Genomic DNA, 19,966 nt, shown 5'->3' with positions numbered 1-19,966 from the left:
CGATCAACAGCTGCCGCAGGCCAAGCCAGGTACACGGCATCGAGGCCCATCGGTACCTCCGGTCCTCACGTACACGCCGAGAGTGACCGTGCCATGGGAACGAGGTCGACGAACTGGGATCACGGGCGGCTTCGGAGGGGCCCGGGGTGCCCCGACCGGGCCGGCGCTCGTCGTGATGGACGCCTGTTACGCACCGCTGCTGCTGTGGGGGCCACTGCTCGTGGTCGTCGCGATCTCCTACTACCGGCGGCGCCTGAACCGAGCAGGCGCGGTCGACCTCGTTGCGGCCAGCCCGGACCCCTTGGAGTCGTCCATCTAGCTTTCGATGCTTCTCCGCTCGCGCTTTCGGAGGCGGCGTTCCTCGGCTGGGGGGAGCTGGTGGACGACATGGACGTTGCCGCAGGCGGCGACGCCGGTGATGTTGATCCGGTGGGCGGCCGAGTGGTCGGCGCCCTCGCGGTCCTGCTTGAACCCGCCCAGGATGCCGGTGCCCTCGACACCCACCTCGACGTCTTCGGGGACGACGACGTAGACGGTGCCGAGCCATGCGTTGACGTGAATGGTCGTTTCCGGGCCGGTGAACCGGGCCTCACGGAGATCGATCACCCCGCGGCTGATGACCGCGGTGCTGCGATGACTGTCTCCCACCAGCCAGCGTCCGTTACGGACGAAATTGCTGAGGACGCCGACGGCTTTGGTCGACGTCGGTGCGCCGCTCGACCGGGGGACTGGCTGCAGGTCCTTGACGATGGAGGTCAGTTCGTCCTTGGACTTGGCGCTGTAGACCAGTTCCAGACGCTCTTCCAGTTCGCCGGTGGAGACCCGGCCGTCGGCTGTGGCGGCTTGCAGTACGTCTGCGGCTCGCTCGCGGTCGGCATCGGATGCGCGCAGTGCCGAGCCGCTGGGAATGCCTCCGGGCGCGCCGGGGTCACCGGGCGTCGCCTCAGTGGGCTGTGAAGCGTCCATAGTCCGAGTTCACCTCGCTGTATCTGTGCAATGGAACGGGGTCACGGATGGGAGGCGGTCGGGCCCGCTGGCTCGCAGGCGCCGCCCGGCGCTCCGTGTGGGCGCCTCGGTGCCGTCAGGCCGACCGGGCTCCGGACCGGTCGAGGAGGCCTGTGATTCTCTCCGCGACGATCCCCGGCTGCTCGGCCTGGATGAAGTGAGCCGAGTCGACGTTCTCGAACCGCCCGTCCGGCAGCGTTTCGGCCCAACGCCGCTGGTGCTCGGCGATGACGGCGTGCTGCCGTTCCCGGCCCTTGACGGGGCGGGATGCTGAGAGCAGGACCGTCGGGCACGTCGGGAGGCCGGGCGGTTCGGCGCGGAACCGGGGGATGGCCGCGGCGACGGCTCTGAACTCCTTCCTCGTCTGCGCGATGCCGGCCGGGACGAAGTCCTCGGCGAGCATGGTCGCGTAGGTGTCCGCCGGGAAGATGCGGCCGATGTTTCCGCTGACCATGCGGGCCAGCCTGCGGGAGCGGACGAGCGCCTGCGTCACGCCCATGGCGCGGTCGACCTTCCTGGCGGTCTGGTCGAACGTGTCGTAGACGGGCGCGCTCTCCGGTGTCGGATCGAGCAGCAACAGCCCTCGCAGCCGCGGCCCCAGACTCTCCACGGCGCCGCGCGCGACCAGCCCTCCCATGCTGTGCGCAACGAGCACGAACCGGCCGGGGACGACTGCCGCAACCAAGGCGACCAGGTCCGCGACCATGTCGTCGATGCCCGGTTGTACCGCCGTCCGGCCACTGCGGCCGAAGCCGGCACGGTCGTAGGCCACCAGTCGCGCCCGATCCGCCAACAGCGGCAGCACCGGGTCCCAGCAGGTGCGCCCCAGACCCTGGCCTGCTTCGAAGAGCACCCAGCCCGGCCCGTTGCCGGACTCCTCCACGTAGACGGACCGATCGTTCACCCGCACTGCCCGCCCCGATGCCTGACGCATGTTCCCCTCCGCAGGCTATGTTTCCAACATTGATAACAGTATCGCTTATGAAATAGTAGAGACATGGACACCACCGAAGTGCTGCTCCATCCGGTGCGTCTGCGCGTGGTGCACGCGCTTTCCGGCGGCCGGGTGCTGACCACCTCCCAGCTGTGCGAGCGCATGCCCGAGGTCCCGAAGGTGACCATGTACCGGCACGTTGCCCTGCTGGCCGAGGCGGGCTTCCTGGAGGTGGCCGACGAGCAACGGGTGCGCGGCGCCGTCGAGCGGCACTACCGGCTGCGCCAGGACCGCCCCGTCGTCGACGCCGACGCGGCCGCCGCGATGTCGCCGGACGATCACCGCCGGGGCTTTGCCGCCGCCATGGCTGTGCTGATCTCAGAGTTCAACGCCTACCTCGACCGCGACGGCGCCGACCCGGTCGCGGACGCGGTCTCCTACCGCCAGGGCACGCTCTGGCTCAGTCCGGACGAACTCGCCCAGATGACCCACCAGTTGCTCACGGTGCTGGGCCCCTGGCTGGCCAACCAGCCGGCGCCGGGCCGCGCACCCTACCTGCTCAGTCCCATCCGCTTCCCCGTCGGTCCGACGTTCTCCGACGAAACGCCCAGTTGAGGAAGCGGCTTTGCCTCCGAGCGGAGGCTGGGCTCGGCGGCGTACTGCGCGCGGGTGCCGCCGGCGGCCGTGGCCCAGTCGGTGGCGGTTCTGATGGCGACGCCGAGGACGTCGCCGAGGACGGCAGGGGGCATCTGGGCGGCGGGGTCCAGCAGGGCGCTGTTGCGTCCGCGACGGCGGGGGAGGCCGTAGGCGGCGAGGCGTGTGCGAAGCGGGGGCTTCGATCGCCTGGGCTGGTCTGGGCTGGGCTGGGCCGAGCCGGCGCCCGGGGCACCGGGTAGCGCTGCCGCGCGTCTACAACGGTGTCCCCCAACCCTTTGAACAGGAAGGACTCGTGATGACCGGACAGGTTCTCGCCCGTGTCGCCGGATACGAGCGCAGGTTCAGCAGGCTCTTCGAGGAGTACTTCGACACGTTGGGCGCCAGGTTGGATGCGCCGTCGTTCAGCCGTTTCACTCCGGAGTGTCTGAGGCTGCTGCGGGAGCTGTCCTTGCGAGGGGGAAAGCGGATGCGGGTCGCCCTGCTGCACGAGGCGGCCAACCTGGTGACCGGTGAGCCGGTCGAGGGACTGGACGCCGCAGCGCTGAGCATCGAGCTGCTGCAGACCCACGGCCTGGTGCACGACGACCTCATCGACGACAGTCCCACCCGTCGCGGAGGCCCGTCCACCTACTACGCCTACCGCGGGCGGTTCCCCGACCGGCCGCAGGCGGCCCTCGGTCTGACCGTACTCGCAGGCGACCTCGCCCTCGCCCTGTCCCTTCAGGTGCTGCTGGAGGCGAAGGTGCCCGTGGCGGTGCGGCAGGCCATGGTCGAGGTGCAGACCCGGGCGGCAACCGACACGTTCGTGGGCCAGATCATCGACCTGGAACGCGACTTCACCACCACGCCGGACGAGGACGTCCTGCACTGCGTGGCCGACTACAAGTCCGCCCGCTACTCCATCCTCGCGCCCCTGCAACTCGGCCTCCTGTCCGCAGGGGAGCAGCCGGCGCTCTACGAGAAGGAACTGCGCGACTACGCACGGCTGGTGGGGATCTGCGGGCAGATGCGCGATGACTACCTGGACCTGTTCGGGGACGCGGCCGTCATGGGCAAGCCGACCGGCACCGACATCCGCGACGGGAAGCACAGCTACACCGTCAGCGCCCTGCTGGCAGCCGTCGACGACACCGAACGCGCGCTGGTCCAGGCTGCACTCGGTGACCCGTCCTGCGCGCCGGAAACCATCGTGGCCCTCCGGGAGATCGGCGAACGCCGCGGTGTGCCGGACAGGATGCAGGCGGACATGCGCCGCTACGCGCAGCAGGCGTCCGCGGTGGCTGCCGGCTGGCGGTCACGGTGGCGGGAGGAGGCGGTCGCCTTCTTCGAGTACCTTCCGCTGTGGAGCGTCGACCGCACTGGGTGACCAGCTCGTCCACGCCCGCCCAGGAGGTGCCGCCCCGGGTGACGGGGGCGAGTGCGCCAGGCCCATCAGGGCCTGGCGCCGGCGTTCGAGCGGGCCGATGGCGCCGGAAGGGCGGTGTCGATGCGGAAGCACGCGCTCTGGCGCCGCCACGTCACCCTCGTCAGTGCCGCCCACCTGGTCCTCACCGAACAGCGCACCCACCCGAAAGCCCTTGCCAGGGCCTGACCCCCTACCAGGCCCCGGCACCCCTCCAGTACCTCATCACCACCTGGACCGGCGCCTGCCCCACCTGCCGACAACCCATCCCATGGCAGACCTGCGACACCACCTGGCAGAGCACTACTAGTGGACGCAGAACTCGTTGCCGGCCGGGTCCTGCAGCACCGTCCAGGTGAGACCCGGCACGCTGTGCTCGCCGACGACGCTCGCGCCCAGAGCGACCAGCCGCGCCACCTCCTGCGCCAGGCCCGTACCCGGCGAGGCGGCGAAGTCGACGTGCACACGGTTCTTGCCCTGCCGCTCCTCGGCCACCCGCTGGAAGCCCAGCGCCAGCGGCTGCGCCCGGACGATGACGAAGTCGCCGTGGTCCTGGGCGATCTCGCCGCCCAACGCGGTGGCCCACCACTGGGCCAGCTCCTGCGGTTCCGCACAGTCCACCGTGATCATTGCTGCTGCCAGAGTCATGATCGCCACCCTAACCATGATCACTGACAGCCATCAGCGCCGGCCGTCCGCCGGGCAGCCGGACGGCGCGTCGATGCAGGCAGCGCCACGGGTACGGCCGGCCCGGCGACGCACGCCCCGCTTCTGCGGGAGTGGACGGTCCGGGTGACCCGTGCGGAGGGCAGCAGGCAGCCGCGGACGGTTCGACGGTCTCGTCGTCGGTACCGAGGTGGGTGAGACAGGCGGCCTGGCCCGGCGCTCGGATGGTCAGCAGGCCGGCAGCGCCGGTCAACGGTGGAGCGGCATCCGCTTCCAGCCGCGGGAGTCGGGCCGGGAGCGGCTCAGGCCGGGCCGTCCCCGCACCTGCGGGGCCGACCGGGGGAGTGCAACTGGATCGGCACGGCACCGATCCGGACGGAGTCGCGAAACCCCATCGATGAGCCCGACGCATTGTGTCGAGGGCCCGTGAGCTGTGACGATGACCTCTGCATCCAGGAGATGGGGTTGCCCGTGATGAGTCAGCACACCCAGGAATGGGTCCTGACGTGGCTGTACTGCGGACTACTGGCGGCCGGAGCATCCATGGTGGTCCTCGCGATCCGGCGGCCCCGTCTGCGATCCGCCCGACTGCGCATGGCAGGTGCGGGCATGGCCCTCGGTGGTTCCGGCTTCGTGCTGGACAACCTTCCGCGGCTGCTGGGGTGGCCGCACGGTGTCGTGATGACGCTCGACACGGTGGCCTTCCTGCCGATCGTCGCGACACTGGTCATCGGGTTGCGGGGCGTCATGCGTCTCGGCGCCGTCCGTTCGAAAGGCAGTCAGGGCTGATGCCGCCTTCTCGCTCGAACACTCCGGGTTCGCCGCGCACTGCGACGACCCGGAGAACCAGCAGTGGCGCGCCGCGTACCAGGCGATCGCGCCGGGCCCGTTTGTCCACCAGCGGGACGCCATCGAGGCCCACGCCACGACGCGGCTGAGCCGAAACGAGCCGAGGGGCGCTTCGACATTGCCGCAGGGCGTCCTCGGGCTGCTCCTGCGTGGGCCCCGTTCACATCGACGCACCCGTGAGCGGCGGAGGAGGACATCCCTCCCGCGCGAATTCGGGTGCGGCCGACCGCGGCCCGACGGGACGATGGGGGCATGACCTGGACCCTCACGACCTCGCCGGCCGACTTCCGAGCCGCGGCGTACGACTTCCTCACCGCCGAAGCGGTGCAGAACACCGTACTGCTCACGGTGCTGGACCGGCTCTCCGCCGATCTGCACGCCTTCGGCTCCGAGCCGCCGCGGTTCGGCTGGTGGCGGCCCGAGCCGCAGGCGCCGGTGCGCGGTGCGTTCTTGCAGACCCCGCCGTTCGGCCCGCGGCTCAGCCTGATGCCCGGGCAGGCCTGCAAGGATCTGGCATGGGCCCTCCACAAGGCCGGTGTACCGCTGCGCTCCGCGGCCGGCGAGAAGATGACGGTCTCCATCTTCGCCCGCGCCTGGGAGGGGCTCACCGGCGCCACCGCGGAACCCGGGATGCACGAGGTGCTCTACCGGATGACCGAGCCCGTCGACCCCGACCCGGCCCCGGCCGGCGGCGTGCGGCCGGCCGGCGAGGCGGACCACGAGCTGCTGGTCGCCTGGTCGGCCGCGTTCGCCGCCGAGGCGGGCGCACTGATCGGCGAGGACCTCGACGCGGCGGTCCGCCAGCGGATTGCCACCGGCTCGTTCCACTGCTGGGTCGACGAGGGCCGTCCGGTCTGCTTCGCCGGGGCCAGCCCGGTGGTCGCCGGCATGTCCCGGATCGGGCCGGTCTACACCCCGCCGGAGCTGCGCGGCCGCGGCTACGCCAGTGGCCTGGTCGCGGCGGTCTCGGCGCACGCCGCCGCTCAGGGCGCCGAGGACGTGCTGCTGTTCGCCGACGTGGCGAACCGCACCAGCAACTCCATCTATCAGAAGCTCGGTTACCGCGAGGTCCAGGAGGCGTTGAGCGTGGACTTCGACTAGGAACGTGGGTCGGCAACGGGCAACCTGGCTGGGCGATCGGATCTTTGAGCCGCTCCCCGCGCCCACCTCGCCAACCACGCCGAAACCGTCCAGGAGTGCCGCGAGCACGCCACCACCGTCACCGGGCTCCACCGCGCCGCCCACGCGGCGGTGACCGGGTGCCTGACTGTCCGTGGGCCGTCGTCGGGGTCCGGTGGACGGCCGGCCGATGCTCCCGCCGTGGATGGTGGCCAGTCATGCGGGGCCGGTTGCCGGTAGCCTGCCTGCGTGGCTGAGACCCGGGACGAACAGCAGCCGGCAGCGGACGGTTTCGAGCGCGTCCACGTCGAGCTGGCGTGGTACGACGGCCCCCGGGAGGGGATCGCTGACGTCGACGGGGTCCCGCACTACTTTCTCAGCCACGATTTCGACCCCGCCGATGCCGCTGACGAGTACTTGGTGTGGCCTGTCGACGAGACCGCTGTCGCGCTGGAGCGGGAGCAATGGGAGATCTTCGCGCGCTGGAACTCGCGGTACGAAGCAGGGACCGCCGCACTGGACACCCACCCCGGACAGGGCGGAATCGACGGCCGGTACGACGAACTGACGGCACGGCTCGCACCGCACCGCCAGGCACCGGCCGATGCGCGGCGACTGGTCGCCGAACTGCGGTCCGTCGACGGGCCCCGCTACCGGATCGACGGGGTCGGCTACCGGGTCAGGTGGAGTCCGCGCAGCTGAAGCCGCCGCCGATCACAAGGGCCGCGTGGACGATCGATGGTCGAGCGGCGGCCCCGGGCGTCAGCGGGCGGCCGCGTGGAGGAGACCGGAATCCGTAGCCCGCCGGAAACCCGGACAGGCACCCGGCCGGCCACCGCTCACAGGGCGTCGGCCGGACGGTGTGCCGTGGCGGGTCTTCAGGGTGCCTTGAAGTAGCGGGGGAAGGCGGGCGCCAGCCACGGTTTGCGGCCCCAGGCGAGGATCTTGCCCCGGGCCAGCGCCTGTCCCGGGGTGCGGCGGCCGAGGGCCAGGAGGAAGAAGGTGACTGCCTCGGCCAGGATCACGCAGTCGGCTCCCGGTGCGGGTGGGCGGCTGACCGTCACCGTGCCGTCGGCGAGTGTGACGGTGTACCGCTCGCCGACGCCGCGCAGGCCGATGGTGTAGCGGACGTGGCGGCCGGCGGCCATGTGCCGGTCCACCACCCGGGGCATCGCGGTGAGCAGGAAGGGCAGCGACAGTTCGACCCGCTCGCGGTTGACCATGTGCGGGCGGCGCAGCGCGCGGGCCAAGTCGTAGCCGTGGCCCAGCTGATGGGTGAGCAGGTAGGAGGCGAGGGTGGCCCGGTCCAGCGGCCCCATCGGGGTCAGCAGGCAACCGGCGGCTTCCTGCGCCCCGCCGACCGGGCCGGTGACGGCGGCGGCGAAAGCTCGGGCGTACCCGACGATCGCATCCGCGAGCACCACCGGGTCGCGCTCCGGGTAGGCGGCCAAGGCCTCGGTGTTGGCGGCGGCCAGGCCATGGGGGCTGCCGTCGCCGTACGGGCGCTCCAGACCGGCGGCTATCTCGGCCATCAGCCGGTTGGCCAGCGCGAGGTGCGCGGCCGCCTCGCCCACCGACCAGGCGGCCCCGGGGATCCGTACCGTCGGTTCGGGGCGCGAGCGCAGCACCTGGGCGATCTCCTCGGCGGTGGCGATGTTCTCCTCGATCACCCTGCTGCTCACGGTTGCGGTCACGCTCACGAAGCCTGCGGCACGACCGGGCGGCCTGTCCAGACCCCTGATGCGATCTCGGCAGGTGGCGTCGGCCGCCGGTGTGCCGCCGCCGGTCGGTGGGCCGTGCGGAGGCCGGGAGTTGGTGAGCCGCGTACCGTTCAGGCCCTGGACCTGAAGGAGCTGGGGGCCGGCGCCGTACCCCGTCGGCTCGAAGCCCCCGCAAAGTAGGCCGATCCCTGCAAGACCAATCCCACCGGGGCTTCCTGTACCTCAGCTGCTCATACGAGGCCGGGCCGACTCAGGCCACCGTCAGCGTGGAGCGGTCCGGCACCGAGTGGCGCCGGACCGCTCTTGCACCTCCCGGGGAGCCGGGCGCGCCCGCTCCGGCGTGCCGGGGTCAGCCCGGCAGCTGACCGCTGCAGTTGGCCAGCCAGCTGCCGAGTTCCACCTGGGACGGGTCGTTGGCACGGTGCGCGGCGTAGTAGGCCTGGCTGACCGCGTTCTTGATGGAGCCACCGGTGATCGGGCCGACGGTGCCGTCCGCGCTCATGCCGTGCTCGTGCTGGTAGTTCACGACGGCGTTGTGGGTTTGGGTGCCGAACTGGCCATCGGTCTGCAGGCCGGCGGCGTCCACGTCGTCGAGGGCGCGCTGGAGGCAGACGACGGCCGGGCCGGAGCTGCCCGTCCCGAGGCTGCTGCCTGCGGCGTGGGCGGAACCGGCGGTCAGGGCCAGGGCGGCGGTCGCGCCAAGGGCCAGGGCGGTGCGGCGTGTCCAGGTGTGCATGCGCATGGTTGGTGTCCCTCCTTGAGTTTGCACAGGTGTCGGCCCTGCGGCGGATCCCCAGTGTCCGCCGTGTGGCCGTCTTGGCTTCACGTCTATGACGATGCGTCAGCACGCGGTCTGGGGGAAGGGATTCGGTTCTGGACGAATCCCTTGCCGTCGACCGGTGGGTGGGCCGAGGATCAGGAGGTGCTGAGGATCTGCTTCACCGACCGGGACCTGGCGCTCACCCGGATCGCACCGGCCGCCGACATGTCCTTCGAACTGTCGTTGGGCCCCCGCCTGCCGGCGACCCGTCGGCCGGAGAGCAGGCCCGGGCAGTCGAGGGCGGCCACGAACACCTGCTCCGCTTCGCCCGCCTGCCGGTCCAGGGCTGGAAGGCCCGTGCGGCTGGAGCCGACCGGCAGCCTGTAGTGCCGGGTGCGCGGCCTGCCCGCGAGTACGTCGAGCGGAACGTGCGCTGACCGTCGGCGGCCGCCGGATGCCGGGTCAGTGTGTGGCGCCGGCCGCCGTTCCGGCGAGCTGGAGGATCGCCTGGCCCATGGGCGTGGCGGCGATCAGGACGCCGAAGGTGACCGCGCTGAGTACGGTCATCGTCTCGTCGACGCGGGAGCGGGCCTCGGTCCGCCGGCGGAGGCGGACGATGATGATGATCGCGAGGAACACGGTCGCGCTGACGGTGTACTGCATGTCCCACCTCTGGTCACAGCTCGAAAACTCTCGGCGAGCATGCCAGAGAGTCGCGGCGGTGGAGGCCGAGTCCGAGAACTCGGTCAGGGCGGGCGGGCCGTTCGGCCACCGACCATCGTGATCCGGTCAACTCGCAGCGGCGGGCGGTGAATTCCGCTCGGATCACCGGCGCCGGGCAGCGGGCGCTTCTACGATCACGGGCACACCGTGGTTCGAGGGGGGCACCGTGGCGCGCAAGCCGGCACGACGACGTCGGACCGCCGCTCGCCGGGCCGGGCAGATGCGCGACAACGCCGTACTGCTCCTCGGGAGCGCCATCGGCGTGCTTGCCCTGGTGGTGGTCGTGTTGACCTGGCTGGCCCACCACCTGCTCGTCGTTCTGGGTCTCCTGGCGGTGGCCCTGATCGCGGTGGTGACCGTCGTCCGCCGCCGGGTGGCCGCCGACCGGCGCGCGTTCGAAGCGCGCGCGGCGCAGCTGCGGCATATCGGACCGTTCCTGGCCATGTCTCCGAAGGCGTTCGAGCAGGCGCTGGCGGACCTGTGCCGCAGGGACGGGTGTACGAAGGTGACGGTGGTCGGCGGGGCCGGCGACCTGGCGGCGGACGTGCTGGCCACCGCTCCCACCGGGCAGCGGATCCTGATCCAGGCCAAGCGGTACGGGCCGCGGACCTTCGTCGGCTCCCAGGACGTGCAGAAGGTCAACGGCACCTACCGTGACGTGCACCGCTGCGATCTGGCGGTGGTGGTGACGACCAGTTCGTTCACCAAGGCCGCTGCGGCGTTCTGCACGAAGGTCGGCATCCGCGCCGTCGACCGGCGGGCACTCGCCCTGTGGGCGGAGGGAACGGGCGAGCCGCCCTGGAGCTGACGCCGTCCAGCTGCCGGCCCAGCTGTCGACGAAGGTCACCCGCGAGCTTTCGGGCTGAAGCGGGGCTGCCCGGGCCGGCGCGCCGCTCCGGCGGGCGGGGAGCGGGCGCGGCGCAGTCCGGGAGGAGGACTTCCATCCGTTGTGGCTGCCCCTGCCCACCGCGAAGGTGGTGACCCTGCGACGGCTCGGCCACGGCTTGCCCCGGACTCGTGCGTTGCACACGGAGGAGTTCGGGGTCAAGGGTGTTGGCCAGGCCGGCCGGGCGGGGGCACCGCAGCACACCGCAGGGGCCAGGACATGGCTGGCACAGGCGGTCGATGCCGGGGCCCGCCGCGAAATCCCCGATGCCCTTGGCCATGCACCACTTCCCGTGTCGCACCGGTGGAAGCGGAGCCGGCGGCGCCCCTGCCGCCCCCGGGACCGGCCCGGGGGCGTCGCACGGGACCGGCGCCGTCCGTCTGCCGTGGTCCCCGCCGGCCCGCGCGGTCGGCGGATCAGCCGCAGTGGGTGTTGTAGAAGTCCTGCCCGACACCGTTGATCTGGCCGCCCCAGTCGATGCAGGAACCCGGCGCGTAGACGTACTTCGGGCCGGCGTAGGTGCTGTAGGAGCCGGCGTCGGTGGTGGTGGTGCTCCAGTCGGTGCCGGAGCGCTTGACCCCGGCCGTCATCCAGAGTTTCGCCCCGGGGCTGTTGCGGACCGTCACCACACAGTTGTTGCCGTTGGAGCTGTTGTAGGTCAGGTACATGGTTCCGTAGCTGCCGAGGTCGTAGTGGTCGATCACCGCGTACCCCGAACCGCACACCCCGTTGTACGACGCCGCACTGGCGGTCGTCGGTGCGATCAGCAGGCCGGCGCTCGCGGCGGCCAGCACCGCGGTGCCGGTCACCAGGCGTTTGACGAACGTCGTCATGGTTCCGCTCCTTCGTGGAGAGCTGACGGAAGCCGAGGGGACGCTGCGTCCTGTGCCGCCTGGCAGACGCCCCCCGCCGTCCGCCCTGCCCCGGAAGAACACCACCGTGTCCGTTCGCTGTACAGACCCGGCACCGCCCGGGCCGCGGACTGGCCGATTCCCCAGCGCCAATTGGCCAGACCGCGCCCCGCAGTGGCGTGCCGCACCCGATTGCGACGGTGGCGAGCAGTCCGCCGATCACTCCTCGGGCGTCCCCGGCAACAGTGGGACCTCGGCGATGAAGCAGGCGCCGGTGGAGGTCGTGCCGTCGAGGCGGAGGGTGCCGCCGTGGTGGTGGACGATCTCACGGGCGATGGCCAGGCCGAGTCCGGTGCCACCGGCGTCGCGGGTGCGGGAGGAATCAAGGCGGGCGAATCGTTCGAAGATCCGCTCTCGATGTTCGGGCGGTACGCCCGTCCCGTCGTCGCGGACCTTCAGTACGACGGTGGTCACGAGGGAGGTGACTGTCACGGTGACGTTGCTGTGGGCGTGGCGTACGGCGTTGTCGAGGAGGTTGCGCAGCAGTCGTTCCAGCTGCCGCGCATCGCCGCGGACGGCGATGCCGTCCCCCGTGCGGCAGTCGACCCGTATGGAGGCGGGAGCATGCCGGCGGGCTTGCGCGGCCGCGTCGCGGGCCAGGGTGCTCAACTCGACGCGGTGGGCGGGGAGTGGTGTGTGGTTGTCGAGGCCGGCGAGGAGCAGCAGGTCTTCGGTGAGTTGCTGGAGGCGTTCGGCGTCATCGAGGGTGTCGCGGATGACGCTGGGCCAGTTGGTGTGGTCGGGGTAGTGCAGGGCTACTTCGAGGTCTGCCCGCAGTGCGGCCAGGGGGGTGCGCAGTTCGTGCGAGGCGTCCGCGGTGAAACGTCGTTGCTGTTCGACGGCTTGTTCCAGCCGTTCCAGGGTGTCGTTGGTGGTGGCGGCCAGGCGGGCTATCTCGTCGCGGCTGGGCGGGACGGGGACGCGCAGGCTCAAGTCGCGGGCGGTGATGGCGCGAAGGCGCTGTTGGATGGCCTCCACCGGGCGCAGGGCCCGGGAGGTGGTGGCCCAGACGATCAGGGCGACCAGCAGGACCGCTGCGGGGATGCCGCTGTACAGCACGGGGTCGATGTCTGCGACGGCCTGTTCGGATCCCCAGGGGGTGACCAGGACGTGGAGGGTCAGGTTCACGGTGGAGGCGGTGCCGCCGTCGAGCGGTGCGGGCGCTTGGAACGAGGCGGTGAGCAGGGTGAAGTCGTGGCCGGCCAGGCGTCTGCTGCCGGACATGGCGCTGTCGGCGACGAGGCCCAGGTGGACGGACTTCCGGGAAAGGGGCGCGGTGTCCGGTTCGGCAGGGCGCAGCGGATCGGGCACGAAGGGGATCAGTTCCGGTGCGCCTTCGACGAAGTTCCCTGCAGGGTCGACGAGCACCCATGTCTCACTGCCCTGGCCCGGGAAGTAGGTGAGGGTGTCACCGAGGGCGTAGCGGGACTCGATCGCATTCACGGTGGCTTTCGCCTGGCTGAGGGCATCGGCCGTCTTCGAGGCGTACAGCTCGTGGCGTAGCCACCACGCGCCGGCGCTGAAGGCCAGGGCGGCGGTGAGGGCTGCGGCCAGGGCGGCGCGGAGCCGGATCGGCAGGCGGCTAGCGGTCATCGTCGGCCAGTCGGTATCCGGCGCCGCGCACGGTCTGGATGGTGGACCGGCCGAACGGAGTGTCGATCTTGCGGCGCAGTGCGCTGATGTGGACGTCGATGACGTTGCTGCCGCCCTGTTGGTGGGTGTCCCAGACCTGTTCCAGCAGTTCGGTGCGGCTCACCACGTCGCCTGCTCTCAGCCCGAGATGGGCGAGGATGGAAAACTCCCTGGTCGTCAGCTCGATGTCGCTCGTGCCTCGCCTGCAGCGGCGGGTGGCCGGGTCGAGGTGAAGGTCGCCGACCCGGACGGCGGTCTGCCGGACCGGGCCTCCGCGGCGGATCAGTGCCCGCAGCCGGGCCAGGAGGACGACGTAGGAGAACGGCTTGGCCAGGAAGTCGTCCGCGCCCGTGTCCAGCGCCTCGGCCTCGTCGTACTCCCCGCTCTTGGCGGTGAGCATCAGGATCGGGGTGCGGTTGTCCTCCCGGCGCAGTTGGTCGCAGACCCGGTAGCCGTCCAGGCCGGGGAGCATGATGTCCAGGACGATCGCCTGGTAGGGCTGTTGCCGGGCCATCCACAGGCCGTCCCGGCCGTCGTGGCACAGGTCCACCGCGTAGCCCTCGGCCTCCAGGCCGCGGCGCAGCACGGCGGAGATCCGCCTGTCGTCCTCGACCACTAGTACGCGCATGCGGGTAATCCTGCCTTCTGCCCTGGTTCAGAGGATGAAGATCGCTTCATGTGGATTCATCATTGCTTAATCCTCCTCGGCCGATGGTGGGCACTCCCTTCGTCACCGCCCGGCTGGAGTGCCCGTGTTGCTCGAACTGTCCCGTCCGCGTCCGCGCCAGGAGCGGGATCCGGCGCCGTCGAACGCCCCGGTCGGCGGTCGGCACTGGCGAGGGGCCCCGTACCTGCTGGCCGCGCTCTTCTTCGCGGCCTACGGCGCGCTCTCCGTCACCAAGCACCTCCAGCTGCGGTCCACCGGTTACGACCTGGGCATATTCGAGCAGGCCGTGCGCGCCTACGCCGAACTGCGCGCTCCCGTCTCGGAACTCAAGGGTGCGGGCTACAACCTGCTGGGTGATCACTTTCACCCGGTCCTGGCCACCCTCGCCCCCTTCTACCGGCTCTTTCCGTCCCCGCTGACCCTTCTCATCGCCCAGGCCGCCCTCCTCGCAGTGTCGGTCGTGCCGGTCACCCGGTCGGCGATCCGCACCACCACGCCCCTGTTCGGCACCGGGATCGGCATCGCCTACGGGCTGTCCTGGGGACTCCAGAAGGCCGTCGCGTTCGACTTCCACGAGATCGCCTTCGCGGTCCCGCTGCTGGCCTTCTGCCTGGAACGCCTGGCGCGACGGCAGTGGCGTGCCGCCACGGCGTACGCGCTCCCGCTGATCCTGGTCAAGGAGGACCTGCCGCTCACCGTCGCCGCGATCGGCCTGTACATCCTGCTGAACGGCCGCCGCCGGCTGGGTGCGGGGGTGCTGTCCTTCGGAATCCTGTCGGGGCTGGTGATCGTGCTGGTCCTCGTGCCGGCCCTCAACCCCCACGGCCAGTACGACTACCTCAGCGCGGCCTCCCCGGACACGGACAGCCCGCTTGCGCGGCTGCTGCTTCCGCAGGTGAAACTCGGCACACTGATCGCCCTGTCCGTCCCGACCGTGTTCCTGGCTCTGCGCTCACCGCTGGTCCTGCTCGTACTCCCGACGCTCGCCTGGCGGTTCTGGTCGACCAACCCGGCGTACTGGGGGCAGGACTACCACTACAGCGCGGTCCTGATGCCGATCGTGTTCCTGGCCTTCGTGGACGCGCTGGGCAGGCTGCGCGAGCACGGACTGATCCAGCCGCGCTTCATCGGGAACGCTGTCGCGGTCAGCGTGGCAGTGAGCGTTCTGATGACTCCGGGGCTGCCGTTGAGCGACCTGGCCGGACCCGCCTGGAAGCCCAGCCCGTGGGCCGGCCCGGCCCGGGAGGTGATGGCCGCCGTACCCGACGGCGCGCAGATCGGTGTGGTCAACTTCCTTGCACCACAGCTCACCGGTCGCGCCCGTGTCTACCGGTTCCCGATGGTCCTGGACAGCGGGACCAGGCCCGAATGGCTTCTGGTCAGCGACCCCGCGCGCGGCGGAATGCCCGTCTTCGCCTGGGAGCTTCCCCGCTTGCCCCAGCTGCCCTCACTGGGCTACCGCCTGGTCAAGGAGTGCAGCGGCATCCAGCTCTACCGGCTCGCCGACGGCTGATCCACCTGCTTCGCGATGGCGCGGGAGCCGATCGGACGGGCGGATCGGGTCTGTAGAAGAACGGCTCCGTTCCGTAGCCGGTGGTGATGTCACGTATCCATCTGCCGCGATGGGGCGTGTCCGACGTCAACTCCCTTGTGAGCAAGGTGTTCTCCGGGATGTGGTGACGACGGATCAGTCATCACCTCACGAACCGCACCCTGAGGTGCGGGTCATGTCGGGTGAGCGAACCGGGAGGCCGGCGGGGTGGCAGCGCAGTTGGGCGTGGGGTTCAGCGGGCGCTGCCGAGGTTGCGGTCGCTGTCGGTGCCTTCGAGCATGAGGGTGGTCTCCTCGATGCGGCTGAAGCGGCCGTCGGGGGCGAACTCGGCGAAGAGGTAGACCTCCATGCGGACGGTGGAGCCGTCGGTCTTGGTGATCTCCATCGTGTGGCGGTCGGCGTACCGGTCGCCCGAGGAGAGTTCGTCGTGGACCTCGACCGAGCCGCCGGCGACAACCGTGCGCAGGTGGGCGATGTGGGCGAGGAACTCGGTGCGGTCAGCCCAGCTTCCGTCGGTGCGCTGGCGGTAGTCGGGGGAGAAGTGCCGGTCGGCGGCCTCGTCCAGGTCGAGACCCGGGGTGAGGAGCAGGTCGGTGAGGGCGGCGCGTGCGTCGGTGTGGTTCATGAGGGTTCCTCCGGCGTGGTGGTGACGGCCCGTACGGTGTGTGCGGGTGATGCGTGCTTGGTGCACGCTTATGACTGTAGCGGAAAAGCGTGCGCGACGCACGCTAATCTTGGGGGGTGACGAACACGACCGGGAACGACATCGCCCACGCGCTGGGACTGCTCCTGCAGCGGAGCACCCGCGCCCGCCTCTACGCCCACCTCACCGACGGACTGGGGGAGGCGGTCGACGACCTCACCTACCCCGTCCTCAGCGGCCTGGCCCGGACCGGTCCGCGCAGCGCCGCCGACCTGGGCCGCGAGATCGGACTGGACCGCTCCACCGTCACCCGCCGCGCCGACCGCCTGGAGCAGGCCGCCCTGCTCCGGCGCGAGCCCGACCCGGCCGACGGCCGCGCCACCCTGCTCGCCCTCACCGACGACGGCCACCGCACGGTGGCGGCCACCAGGCAGCGCCTCGCGACCGCCATCGACAACTCACTCGCCACCTGGCCGCCGGCCGACGCCCAGGCCTTCGCCCGCCTCCTGCGCCGCTTCGTCGACCAGGGACCCTTCACCGCCGGCCACGACTGACCGTCACCGGCCCGCCGGGCGGCCCGGTCCGGCCCGTCCCCGCTACCGCGACTGCGGGCGATGGTCCGGCCGAGGGCGACCGGACGCTGTGGGACGCGGCCCTCGCAGTCCTTGCAGTCCTCGCGGTCGTCGGCTCCCGCCCGACGTCCGGTCCACGGCTCCCCCAGCCGCCCGCCCCGCCGGCTGAGCGGGTGCCAGATCGGCGCGGACGGCCCGCGTTGGACCAAGTCCTCGGTGCGGGCGGCGCCGGCCGGGCGTGCCGCTCGCCGTTTCAGTGCCGACGTTCCGCTGCTCGGGCTCGCCGGGCGACAGAGGATGTTTTTGGCGGAGGTGAGGGAATTCGGCTGGTTGCTGCTGGATGCGGCTTTTTCCCGATACGCTCCTGATGGCTGATCAGCATCACTCAAAGGAGAGCGCTTTGGCTAAGATCGCGATCTTCGGAGCCGGCGGAACCATCGGCAGCCGGATCCTGGACGAGGCCCTTCGCCGCGGCCACCAGGTCACCGCTGTCGTTCGCGACCCCGCCAAGTTCACCAGGAGCGACCCGAACCTGACCACTGTCACCGGCGATGCCCTCGACCCGCAGAGCGTCGCCGGGGCGGCCAAGGGGCAGGACGTCGTCGTCAGCGCGGTGGGCGGTGGCGACGGCCCGGGACACATCGCCACCATCAGGCCTGCCGCCGAAGCCCTGGTCGCCGGGGTGCGCACGCTCGGCGACGGCGCTCCGCGCCTGATCACGGTCGGCGGCGCCGGCTCACTGCGCAAGCCGGACGGCACGCAGGTCTGGGACACGGAGGGCCTGCCGGTGTTCCTGCTGCAGATCATGCACGCCCACGGCGACGCCCTGGACTTCTACCGCACCGTCACCGACGTGCGGTGGACCAACTGCAGTCCGGCCGCCACGATCGAACCGGGCGAGCGCACGGGCACCTACCGCACCGCTACGGAAGACCTGGTCGTCGCCGAGGACGGCAGCAGCCGCATCTCCGCGGAGGACTACGCCGTCGCCGTGCTCGACGAAGTCGAGCAGCCCCGGCACGTCGGTGAGCGTTTCGCCGTGGGCTACTGAGCCGGCCTGTCACCGGACCACGGACCGCCGCCCGGCCAGGGGCCGCCGGCCGCAGCCGCCGGCGAACGGGGGCACGGTCGCCGGGGGAACCACCGCGACCACCCCACCGGAGCACGGCCGCCACGACCCCACCCAGCCGCTCCACCCGCGCTGACGGATCAGGAGAAACGGATGGACCGCCGACCGATGGACCTGGCCACCTACAGCGAACACGCCCAGCACGGGCCCTGCTTCATCTGCCGCCTGGTGGCCGGCGATCCGCACTACGCGCACGAGGTCGTCCACGAGGACGAGCAGCACCTGGCCTTCCTCGACAGGTGGCCGGTGCTGCCCGGCAAGCTCCTGGTCGTGCCCAAGCGGCACCTGGAGCACGTCGTCACCGACCTCACCGAGAACGCCTACCTCGCCCTCATGTCCGTGGTGCGCCTGGTCGCCCTCGCCGCCGAAGACGTCCTCGGCGGCGAACGCACCTACCTGTTCTCCCTGGGCTCCCAGGCCGGCAACGCCCACCTCCACTGGCACATCGCCCGCCTGCCCCACGGAGTCCCGTACGAGCAGCAGCAGTTCGACGCGCTCGCCTTCAGCAACGGCGTCCTCACCTACACCGACACCGAACGCGCCGACCTCGCCGACCGGCTGCGCCGGGCCATCGCCGAGCGGGCGGCGGCCGGTTGAGGCCGCTGCCCCGTCGGGACCGCGCCGAACAGCCGGCGGGCGCCCGTCGTCCTTCCCTGACAAGGTCTCCGCGCTTACTGGACCGTGCAGCCGTCGGGTGAGACGATCCGACCGGCGGCCGCCGTGGTCTCCCCCGTACCCCGGCGGCCGCCCACCCGTGACGACGGTGCCCTGGCCGCCCTGACTGTCCTGACCGGGCCGGCCCGGCACCGAGCACGACCCGGGAGGGGGAGCGGAGCAGGCCGTGGACGACGAGCGGCTGCACCAGTGGGCCTCCCGCCGCGAGCAGCGCCTGCGCCCCGCCGGTGCCCGACGGGTCGTCACCCTCGCTGCGGCGCACGTCGATCCCACAGTCCCGCGCCTGCTCGGGGAAATTTCGGCATCGATCGACTGCTTTGTGATCACGGTTCGGCGACCTTCCGTTCGCCGAGCCTTCAATCAGCCCTCCTGATGTTCTGACAGCGATAGGTTGCGGAGGCAAACACTCTTGATCTTCACGGGGGATCCACCATTTCAACTCAGTCCGCCGAGCTGCCCGACGGCGCCGCGCCCGCAGAGCCCACCTCCGACGCCGCTGCCCCGGACCTGCCCGTCTACGGCGAGGGTCAACTCAGCTGCCGGCACTGCGGCTCCGTCCCGGCCGTAGACGCGACCTTCCGCGGGCACCAGGGCATCGTCGTGATCTTGAAGTACCTGAAGCGCCGGGGACCGTACTGCCGCAGCTGCGGCATCGCCGCGCACCGCGACATGACCTCCGACAGCCTCTGGCAGGGCTGGTGGGGCATACCCTCGATGATCGTCAACCCCGTCATCATGCTGATCAACATCCCGCAGCGGCTGAAGATCAACAAGCTGCCGGAGCCGCTGCCCGGCGCGCCCCGCCCGCCGATGAACCCCGGCAAGCCGGTGTACCTGCGGCCCACGATCTTCGGTGTGCTCATCCCGGTGATCCTGGCCTCGCTGATCGTCCTCGTGGAGAAGGGCGACCCCGAGTTCGCCAAGACCGGCGACTGCATCCACAACAACAACCCGATCGCCCTGCCCGGTGCCATCGACAGCAACCCCGACGTCGAAGTGGTCCCTTGCTCCGACCCGAGGGCCGAGGCCCGCGTCGTGGGCCGCAAGGACGACACCAACGACGGCGAGAACGTGTGCCGGAAGTCCTTCCCTGACGCCGACGGCTACTTCGTCTACAAGCGGGGCAGCGACAAGTACACCCTCTGCCTGCAGAGCGTCAACTTGACCCGGCCCTGATGGGACCGGGCTTGTGGGTAGGGCGCGGCTGGCTGCCGCGTGGCCTCCCACGTCTGAGCCACCTGGGTTGCGGTGGCTGGGACGCGTGACTCACGCCCCGCGGTCCACACGGTCTCGCCCTTGCGGGCGATGTTGTGGGACGCGTTGTCGTCCGCGTGCATGACGATCCTGCAGGCTCGGCACGCAAACGTTGCCTGGTCGACGCGGTTCTTCCGGTCGATGTGGTGGCACTGGGAGCATTCCTGGCTGGTGTATGCCGGGTCGACGTACACCAGCGGCACCCCGGC

At 71.0% G+C, this 19,966-nt stretch carries 25 protein-coding genes and 1 pseudogene; 15 read left to right on the top strand and 11 right to left on the bottom strand.

What is annotated here, in order from left to right; all coding sequences use genetic code 11:
* The first annotated feature begins 175 nt into the window (after nucleotides 1-175).
* Nucleotides 176-319 (top strand): hypothetical protein, encoded by a 144-nt coding sequence (locus ACFC1R_RS21015; protein WP_375940694.1) that lies wholly within the window; start codon nucleotides 176-178, stop codon nucleotides 317-319.
* On the opposite strand, the gene ACFC1R_RS21010 is transcribed toward ACFC1R_RS21015, so the two are convergent.
* Both ACFC1R_RS21010 and ACFC1R_RS21005 read right to left on the bottom strand, forming a co-directional pair.
* The gene (locus tag ACFC1R_RS21010) at nucleotides 316-966 is read right to left on the bottom strand and encodes a DUF1707 domain-containing protein (protein ID WP_375940692.1); all 651 of its coding nucleotides are present in this window, start codon (nucleotides 964-966) and stop codon (nucleotides 316-318) included. The genes ACFC1R_RS21015 and ACFC1R_RS21010 overlap by 4 nt on opposite strands.
* Before the next feature lie 115 nt (nucleotides 967-1,081).
* Nucleotides 1,082-1,909: an alpha/beta fold hydrolase gene (locus ACFC1R_RS21005; protein WP_375940690.1), complete on the bottom strand. Its 828-nt coding sequence runs from the start codon at nucleotides 1,907-1,909 to the stop codon at nucleotides 1,082-1,084.
* 93 nt (nucleotides 1,910-2,002) lie between these two features.
* Between ACFC1R_RS21005 and ACFC1R_RS21000 the strand changes: the two genes are divergently transcribed.
* A complete protein-coding gene (locus ACFC1R_RS21000; RefSeq protein WP_375940688.1) occupies nucleotides 2,003-2,554 on the top strand; it encodes a helix-turn-helix domain-containing protein in 552 nt (183 codons plus the stop codon).
* 337 nt (nucleotides 2,555-2,891) lie between these two features.
* Nucleotides 2,892-3,962: a polyprenyl synthetase family protein gene (locus tag ACFC1R_RS20995; protein ID WP_375940686.1), complete on the top strand. Its 1,071-nt coding sequence runs from the start codon at nucleotides 2,892-2,894 to the stop codon at nucleotides 3,960-3,962.
* A gap of 342 nt (nucleotides 3,963-4,304) precedes the next feature.
* Here the strand turns inward: ACFC1R_RS20995 and ACFC1R_RS20990 are convergent, their stop codons facing one another.
* Nucleotides 4,305-4,646, bottom strand: a complete 342-nt coding sequence (locus ACFC1R_RS20990) for a VOC family protein (protein WP_375940684.1) — start codon at nucleotides 4,644-4,646, stop codon at nucleotides 4,305-4,307.
* A gap of 492 nt (nucleotides 4,647-5,138) precedes the next feature.
* Here ACFC1R_RS20990 and ACFC1R_RS20985 point away from each other — a divergent pair, with 492 nt between their 5' ends.
* The 4 genes and pseudogenes from ACFC1R_RS20985 (at nucleotide 5,139) to ACFC1R_RS20970 (ending at nucleotide 7,334) form a co-directional block, all read left to right on the top strand.
* Nucleotides 5,139-5,453 carry a hypothetical protein gene (locus ACFC1R_RS20985; RefSeq protein ID WP_375940682.1) on the top strand — a complete coding sequence of 105 codons (315 nt, stop codon included), beginning with the start codon at nucleotides 5,139-5,141 and terminating at the stop codon, nucleotides 5,451-5,453.
* A 52-nt stretch (nucleotides 5,454-5,505) separates the two neighbouring features.
* Nucleotides 5,506-5,601 (top strand): annotated as a pseudogene (locus ACFC1R_RS20980) (MerR family transcriptional regulator); the annotation flags it as partial.
* A gap of 164 nt (nucleotides 5,602-5,765) precedes the next feature.
* Complete coding sequence (locus ACFC1R_RS20975; protein WP_375940680.1) at nucleotides 5,766-6,614, top strand: GNAT family N-acetyltransferase; 849 nt, start codon at nucleotides 5,766-5,768, stop codon at nucleotides 6,612-6,614.
* A 267-nt stretch (nucleotides 6,615-6,881) separates the two neighbouring features.
* Nucleotides 6,882-7,334 carry a hypothetical protein gene (locus ACFC1R_RS20970; RefSeq protein ID WP_375940678.1) on the top strand — a complete coding sequence of 151 codons (453 nt, stop codon included), beginning with the start codon at nucleotides 6,882-6,884 and terminating at the stop codon, nucleotides 7,332-7,334.
* Nucleotides 7,335-7,510: 176 nt separating this feature from the next.
* On the opposite strand, the gene ACFC1R_RS20965 is transcribed toward ACFC1R_RS20970, so the two are convergent.
* Nucleotides 7,511-8,326: an SCP2 sterol-binding domain-containing protein gene (locus ACFC1R_RS20965; RefSeq protein ID WP_375940676.1), complete on the bottom strand. Its 816-nt coding sequence runs from the start codon at nucleotides 8,324-8,326 to the stop codon at nucleotides 7,511-7,513.
* A gap of 376 nt (nucleotides 8,327-8,702) precedes the next feature.
* Nucleotides 8,703-9,095, bottom strand: coding sequence for a peptidoglycan-binding protein (locus ACFC1R_RS20960; protein WP_375940674.1), 393 nt, complete (start codon nucleotides 9,093-9,095; stop codon nucleotides 8,703-8,705).
* Between the two features lie 180 nt (nucleotides 9,096-9,275).
* Between ACFC1R_RS20960 and ACFC1R_RS20955 the strand changes: the two genes are divergently transcribed.
* Nucleotides 9,276-9,500 (top strand): hypothetical protein, encoded by a 225-nt coding sequence (locus ACFC1R_RS20955; RefSeq protein WP_375940672.1) that lies wholly within the window; start codon nucleotides 9,276-9,278, stop codon nucleotides 9,498-9,500.
* A 75-nt stretch (nucleotides 9,501-9,575) separates the two neighbouring features.
* Here ACFC1R_RS20955 and ACFC1R_RS20950 read toward each other — a convergent pair whose 3' ends face one another.
* Nucleotides 9,576-9,776 (bottom strand): hypothetical protein, encoded by a 201-nt coding sequence (locus tag ACFC1R_RS20950; RefSeq protein ID WP_375940670.1) that lies wholly within the window; start codon nucleotides 9,774-9,776, stop codon nucleotides 9,576-9,578.
* A gap of 226 nt (nucleotides 9,777-10,002) precedes the next feature.
* Here ACFC1R_RS20950 and ACFC1R_RS20945 point away from each other — a divergent pair, with 226 nt between their 5' ends.
* On the top strand, nucleotides 10,003-10,644 hold the full coding sequence (locus tag ACFC1R_RS20945; protein WP_375940668.1) for a restriction endonuclease: 642 nt from the start codon (nucleotides 10,003-10,005) through the stop codon (nucleotides 10,642-10,644).
* Nucleotides 10,645-11,138: 494 nt separating this feature from the next.
* Here ACFC1R_RS20945 and ACFC1R_RS20940 read toward each other — a convergent pair whose 3' ends face one another.
* The 3 genes from ACFC1R_RS20940 to ACFC1R_RS20930 all read right to left on the bottom strand — a co-directional run bounded on the left by ACFC1R_RS20940 (nucleotide 11,139) and on the right by ACFC1R_RS20930 (nucleotide 13,893).
* On the bottom strand, nucleotides 11,139-11,555 hold the full coding sequence (locus ACFC1R_RS20940) for a spore-associated protein A (RefSeq protein ID WP_375940666.1): 417 nt from the start codon (nucleotides 11,553-11,555) through the stop codon (nucleotides 11,139-11,141).
* Between the two features lie 237 nt (nucleotides 11,556-11,792).
* Nucleotides 11,793-12,857 (bottom strand): sensor histidine kinase, encoded by a 1,065-nt coding sequence (locus tag ACFC1R_RS20935; RefSeq protein ID WP_375940824.1) that lies wholly within the window; start codon nucleotides 12,855-12,857, stop codon nucleotides 11,793-11,795.
* 358 nt (nucleotides 12,858-13,215) lie between these two features.
* Nucleotides 13,216-13,893 (bottom strand): response regulator transcription factor, encoded by a 678-nt coding sequence (locus ACFC1R_RS20930; RefSeq protein WP_375940664.1) that lies wholly within the window; start codon nucleotides 13,891-13,893, stop codon nucleotides 13,216-13,218.
* Between the two features lie 124 nt (nucleotides 13,894-14,017).
* Between ACFC1R_RS20930 and ACFC1R_RS20925 the strand changes: the two genes are divergently transcribed.
* The gene (locus ACFC1R_RS20925; RefSeq protein ID WP_375940662.1) at nucleotides 14,018-15,445 is read left to right on the top strand and encodes a DUF2079 domain-containing protein; all 1,428 of its coding nucleotides are present in this window, start codon (nucleotides 14,018-14,020) and stop codon (nucleotides 15,443-15,445) included.
* 271 nt (nucleotides 15,446-15,716) lie between these two features.
* Here the strand turns inward: ACFC1R_RS20925 and ACFC1R_RS20920 are convergent, their stop codons facing one another.
* Nucleotides 15,717-16,109, bottom strand: coding sequence for a nuclear transport factor 2 family protein (locus ACFC1R_RS20920; RefSeq protein WP_375940660.1), 393 nt, complete (start codon nucleotides 16,107-16,109; stop codon nucleotides 15,717-15,719).
* Between the two features lie 116 nt (nucleotides 16,110-16,225).
* Here ACFC1R_RS20920 and ACFC1R_RS20915 point away from each other — a divergent pair, with 116 nt between their 5' ends.
* The 5 genes from ACFC1R_RS20915 (at nucleotide 16,226) to ACFC1R_RS20895 (ending at nucleotide 19,679) form a co-directional block, all read left to right on the top strand.
* Nucleotides 16,226-16,681 (top strand): MarR family winged helix-turn-helix transcriptional regulator, encoded by a 456-nt coding sequence (locus ACFC1R_RS20915; RefSeq protein ID WP_375940658.1) that lies wholly within the window; start codon nucleotides 16,226-16,228, stop codon nucleotides 16,679-16,681.
* Between the two features lie 418 nt (nucleotides 16,682-17,099).
* Entirely contained in the window at nucleotides 17,100-17,750 is a 651-nt protein-coding gene (locus ACFC1R_RS20910; RefSeq protein ID WP_375940656.1) for an NAD(P)-dependent oxidoreductase, read from the top strand.
* A 171-nt stretch (nucleotides 17,751-17,921) separates the two neighbouring features.
* Nucleotides 17,922-18,425 (top strand): HIT family protein, encoded by a 504-nt coding sequence (locus ACFC1R_RS20905; RefSeq protein WP_375940654.1) that lies wholly within the window; start codon nucleotides 17,922-17,924, stop codon nucleotides 18,423-18,425.
* Between the two features lie 244 nt (nucleotides 18,426-18,669).
* Complete coding sequence (locus ACFC1R_RS20900) at nucleotides 18,670-18,876, top strand: DUF6087 family protein (RefSeq protein WP_375940652.1); 207 nt, start codon at nucleotides 18,670-18,672, stop codon at nucleotides 18,874-18,876.
* A 233-nt stretch (nucleotides 18,877-19,109) separates the two neighbouring features.
* Nucleotides 19,110-19,679, top strand: coding sequence for a hypothetical protein (locus tag ACFC1R_RS20895; RefSeq protein WP_375940650.1), 570 nt, complete (start codon nucleotides 19,110-19,112; stop codon nucleotides 19,677-19,679).
* Here the strand turns inward: ACFC1R_RS20895 and ACFC1R_RS20890 are convergent.
* Nucleotides 19,616-19,951, bottom strand: coding sequence for a zinc ribbon domain-containing protein (locus ACFC1R_RS20890; RefSeq protein WP_375940822.1), 336 nt, complete (start codon nucleotides 19,949-19,951; stop codon nucleotides 19,616-19,618). The two genes, ACFC1R_RS20895 and ACFC1R_RS20890, sit on opposite strands and share 64 nt — an antisense overlap.
* Nucleotides 19,952-19,966 lie beyond the last annotated feature (15 nt).

It is taken from the genome of Kitasatospora sp. NPDC056138 (assembly GCF_042264695.1).
Lineage (GTDB): Bacteria > Actinomycetota > Actinomycetes > Streptomycetales > Streptomycetaceae > Kitasatospora.
This window is presented reverse-complemented; position numbering and strand designations above follow the sequence as displayed.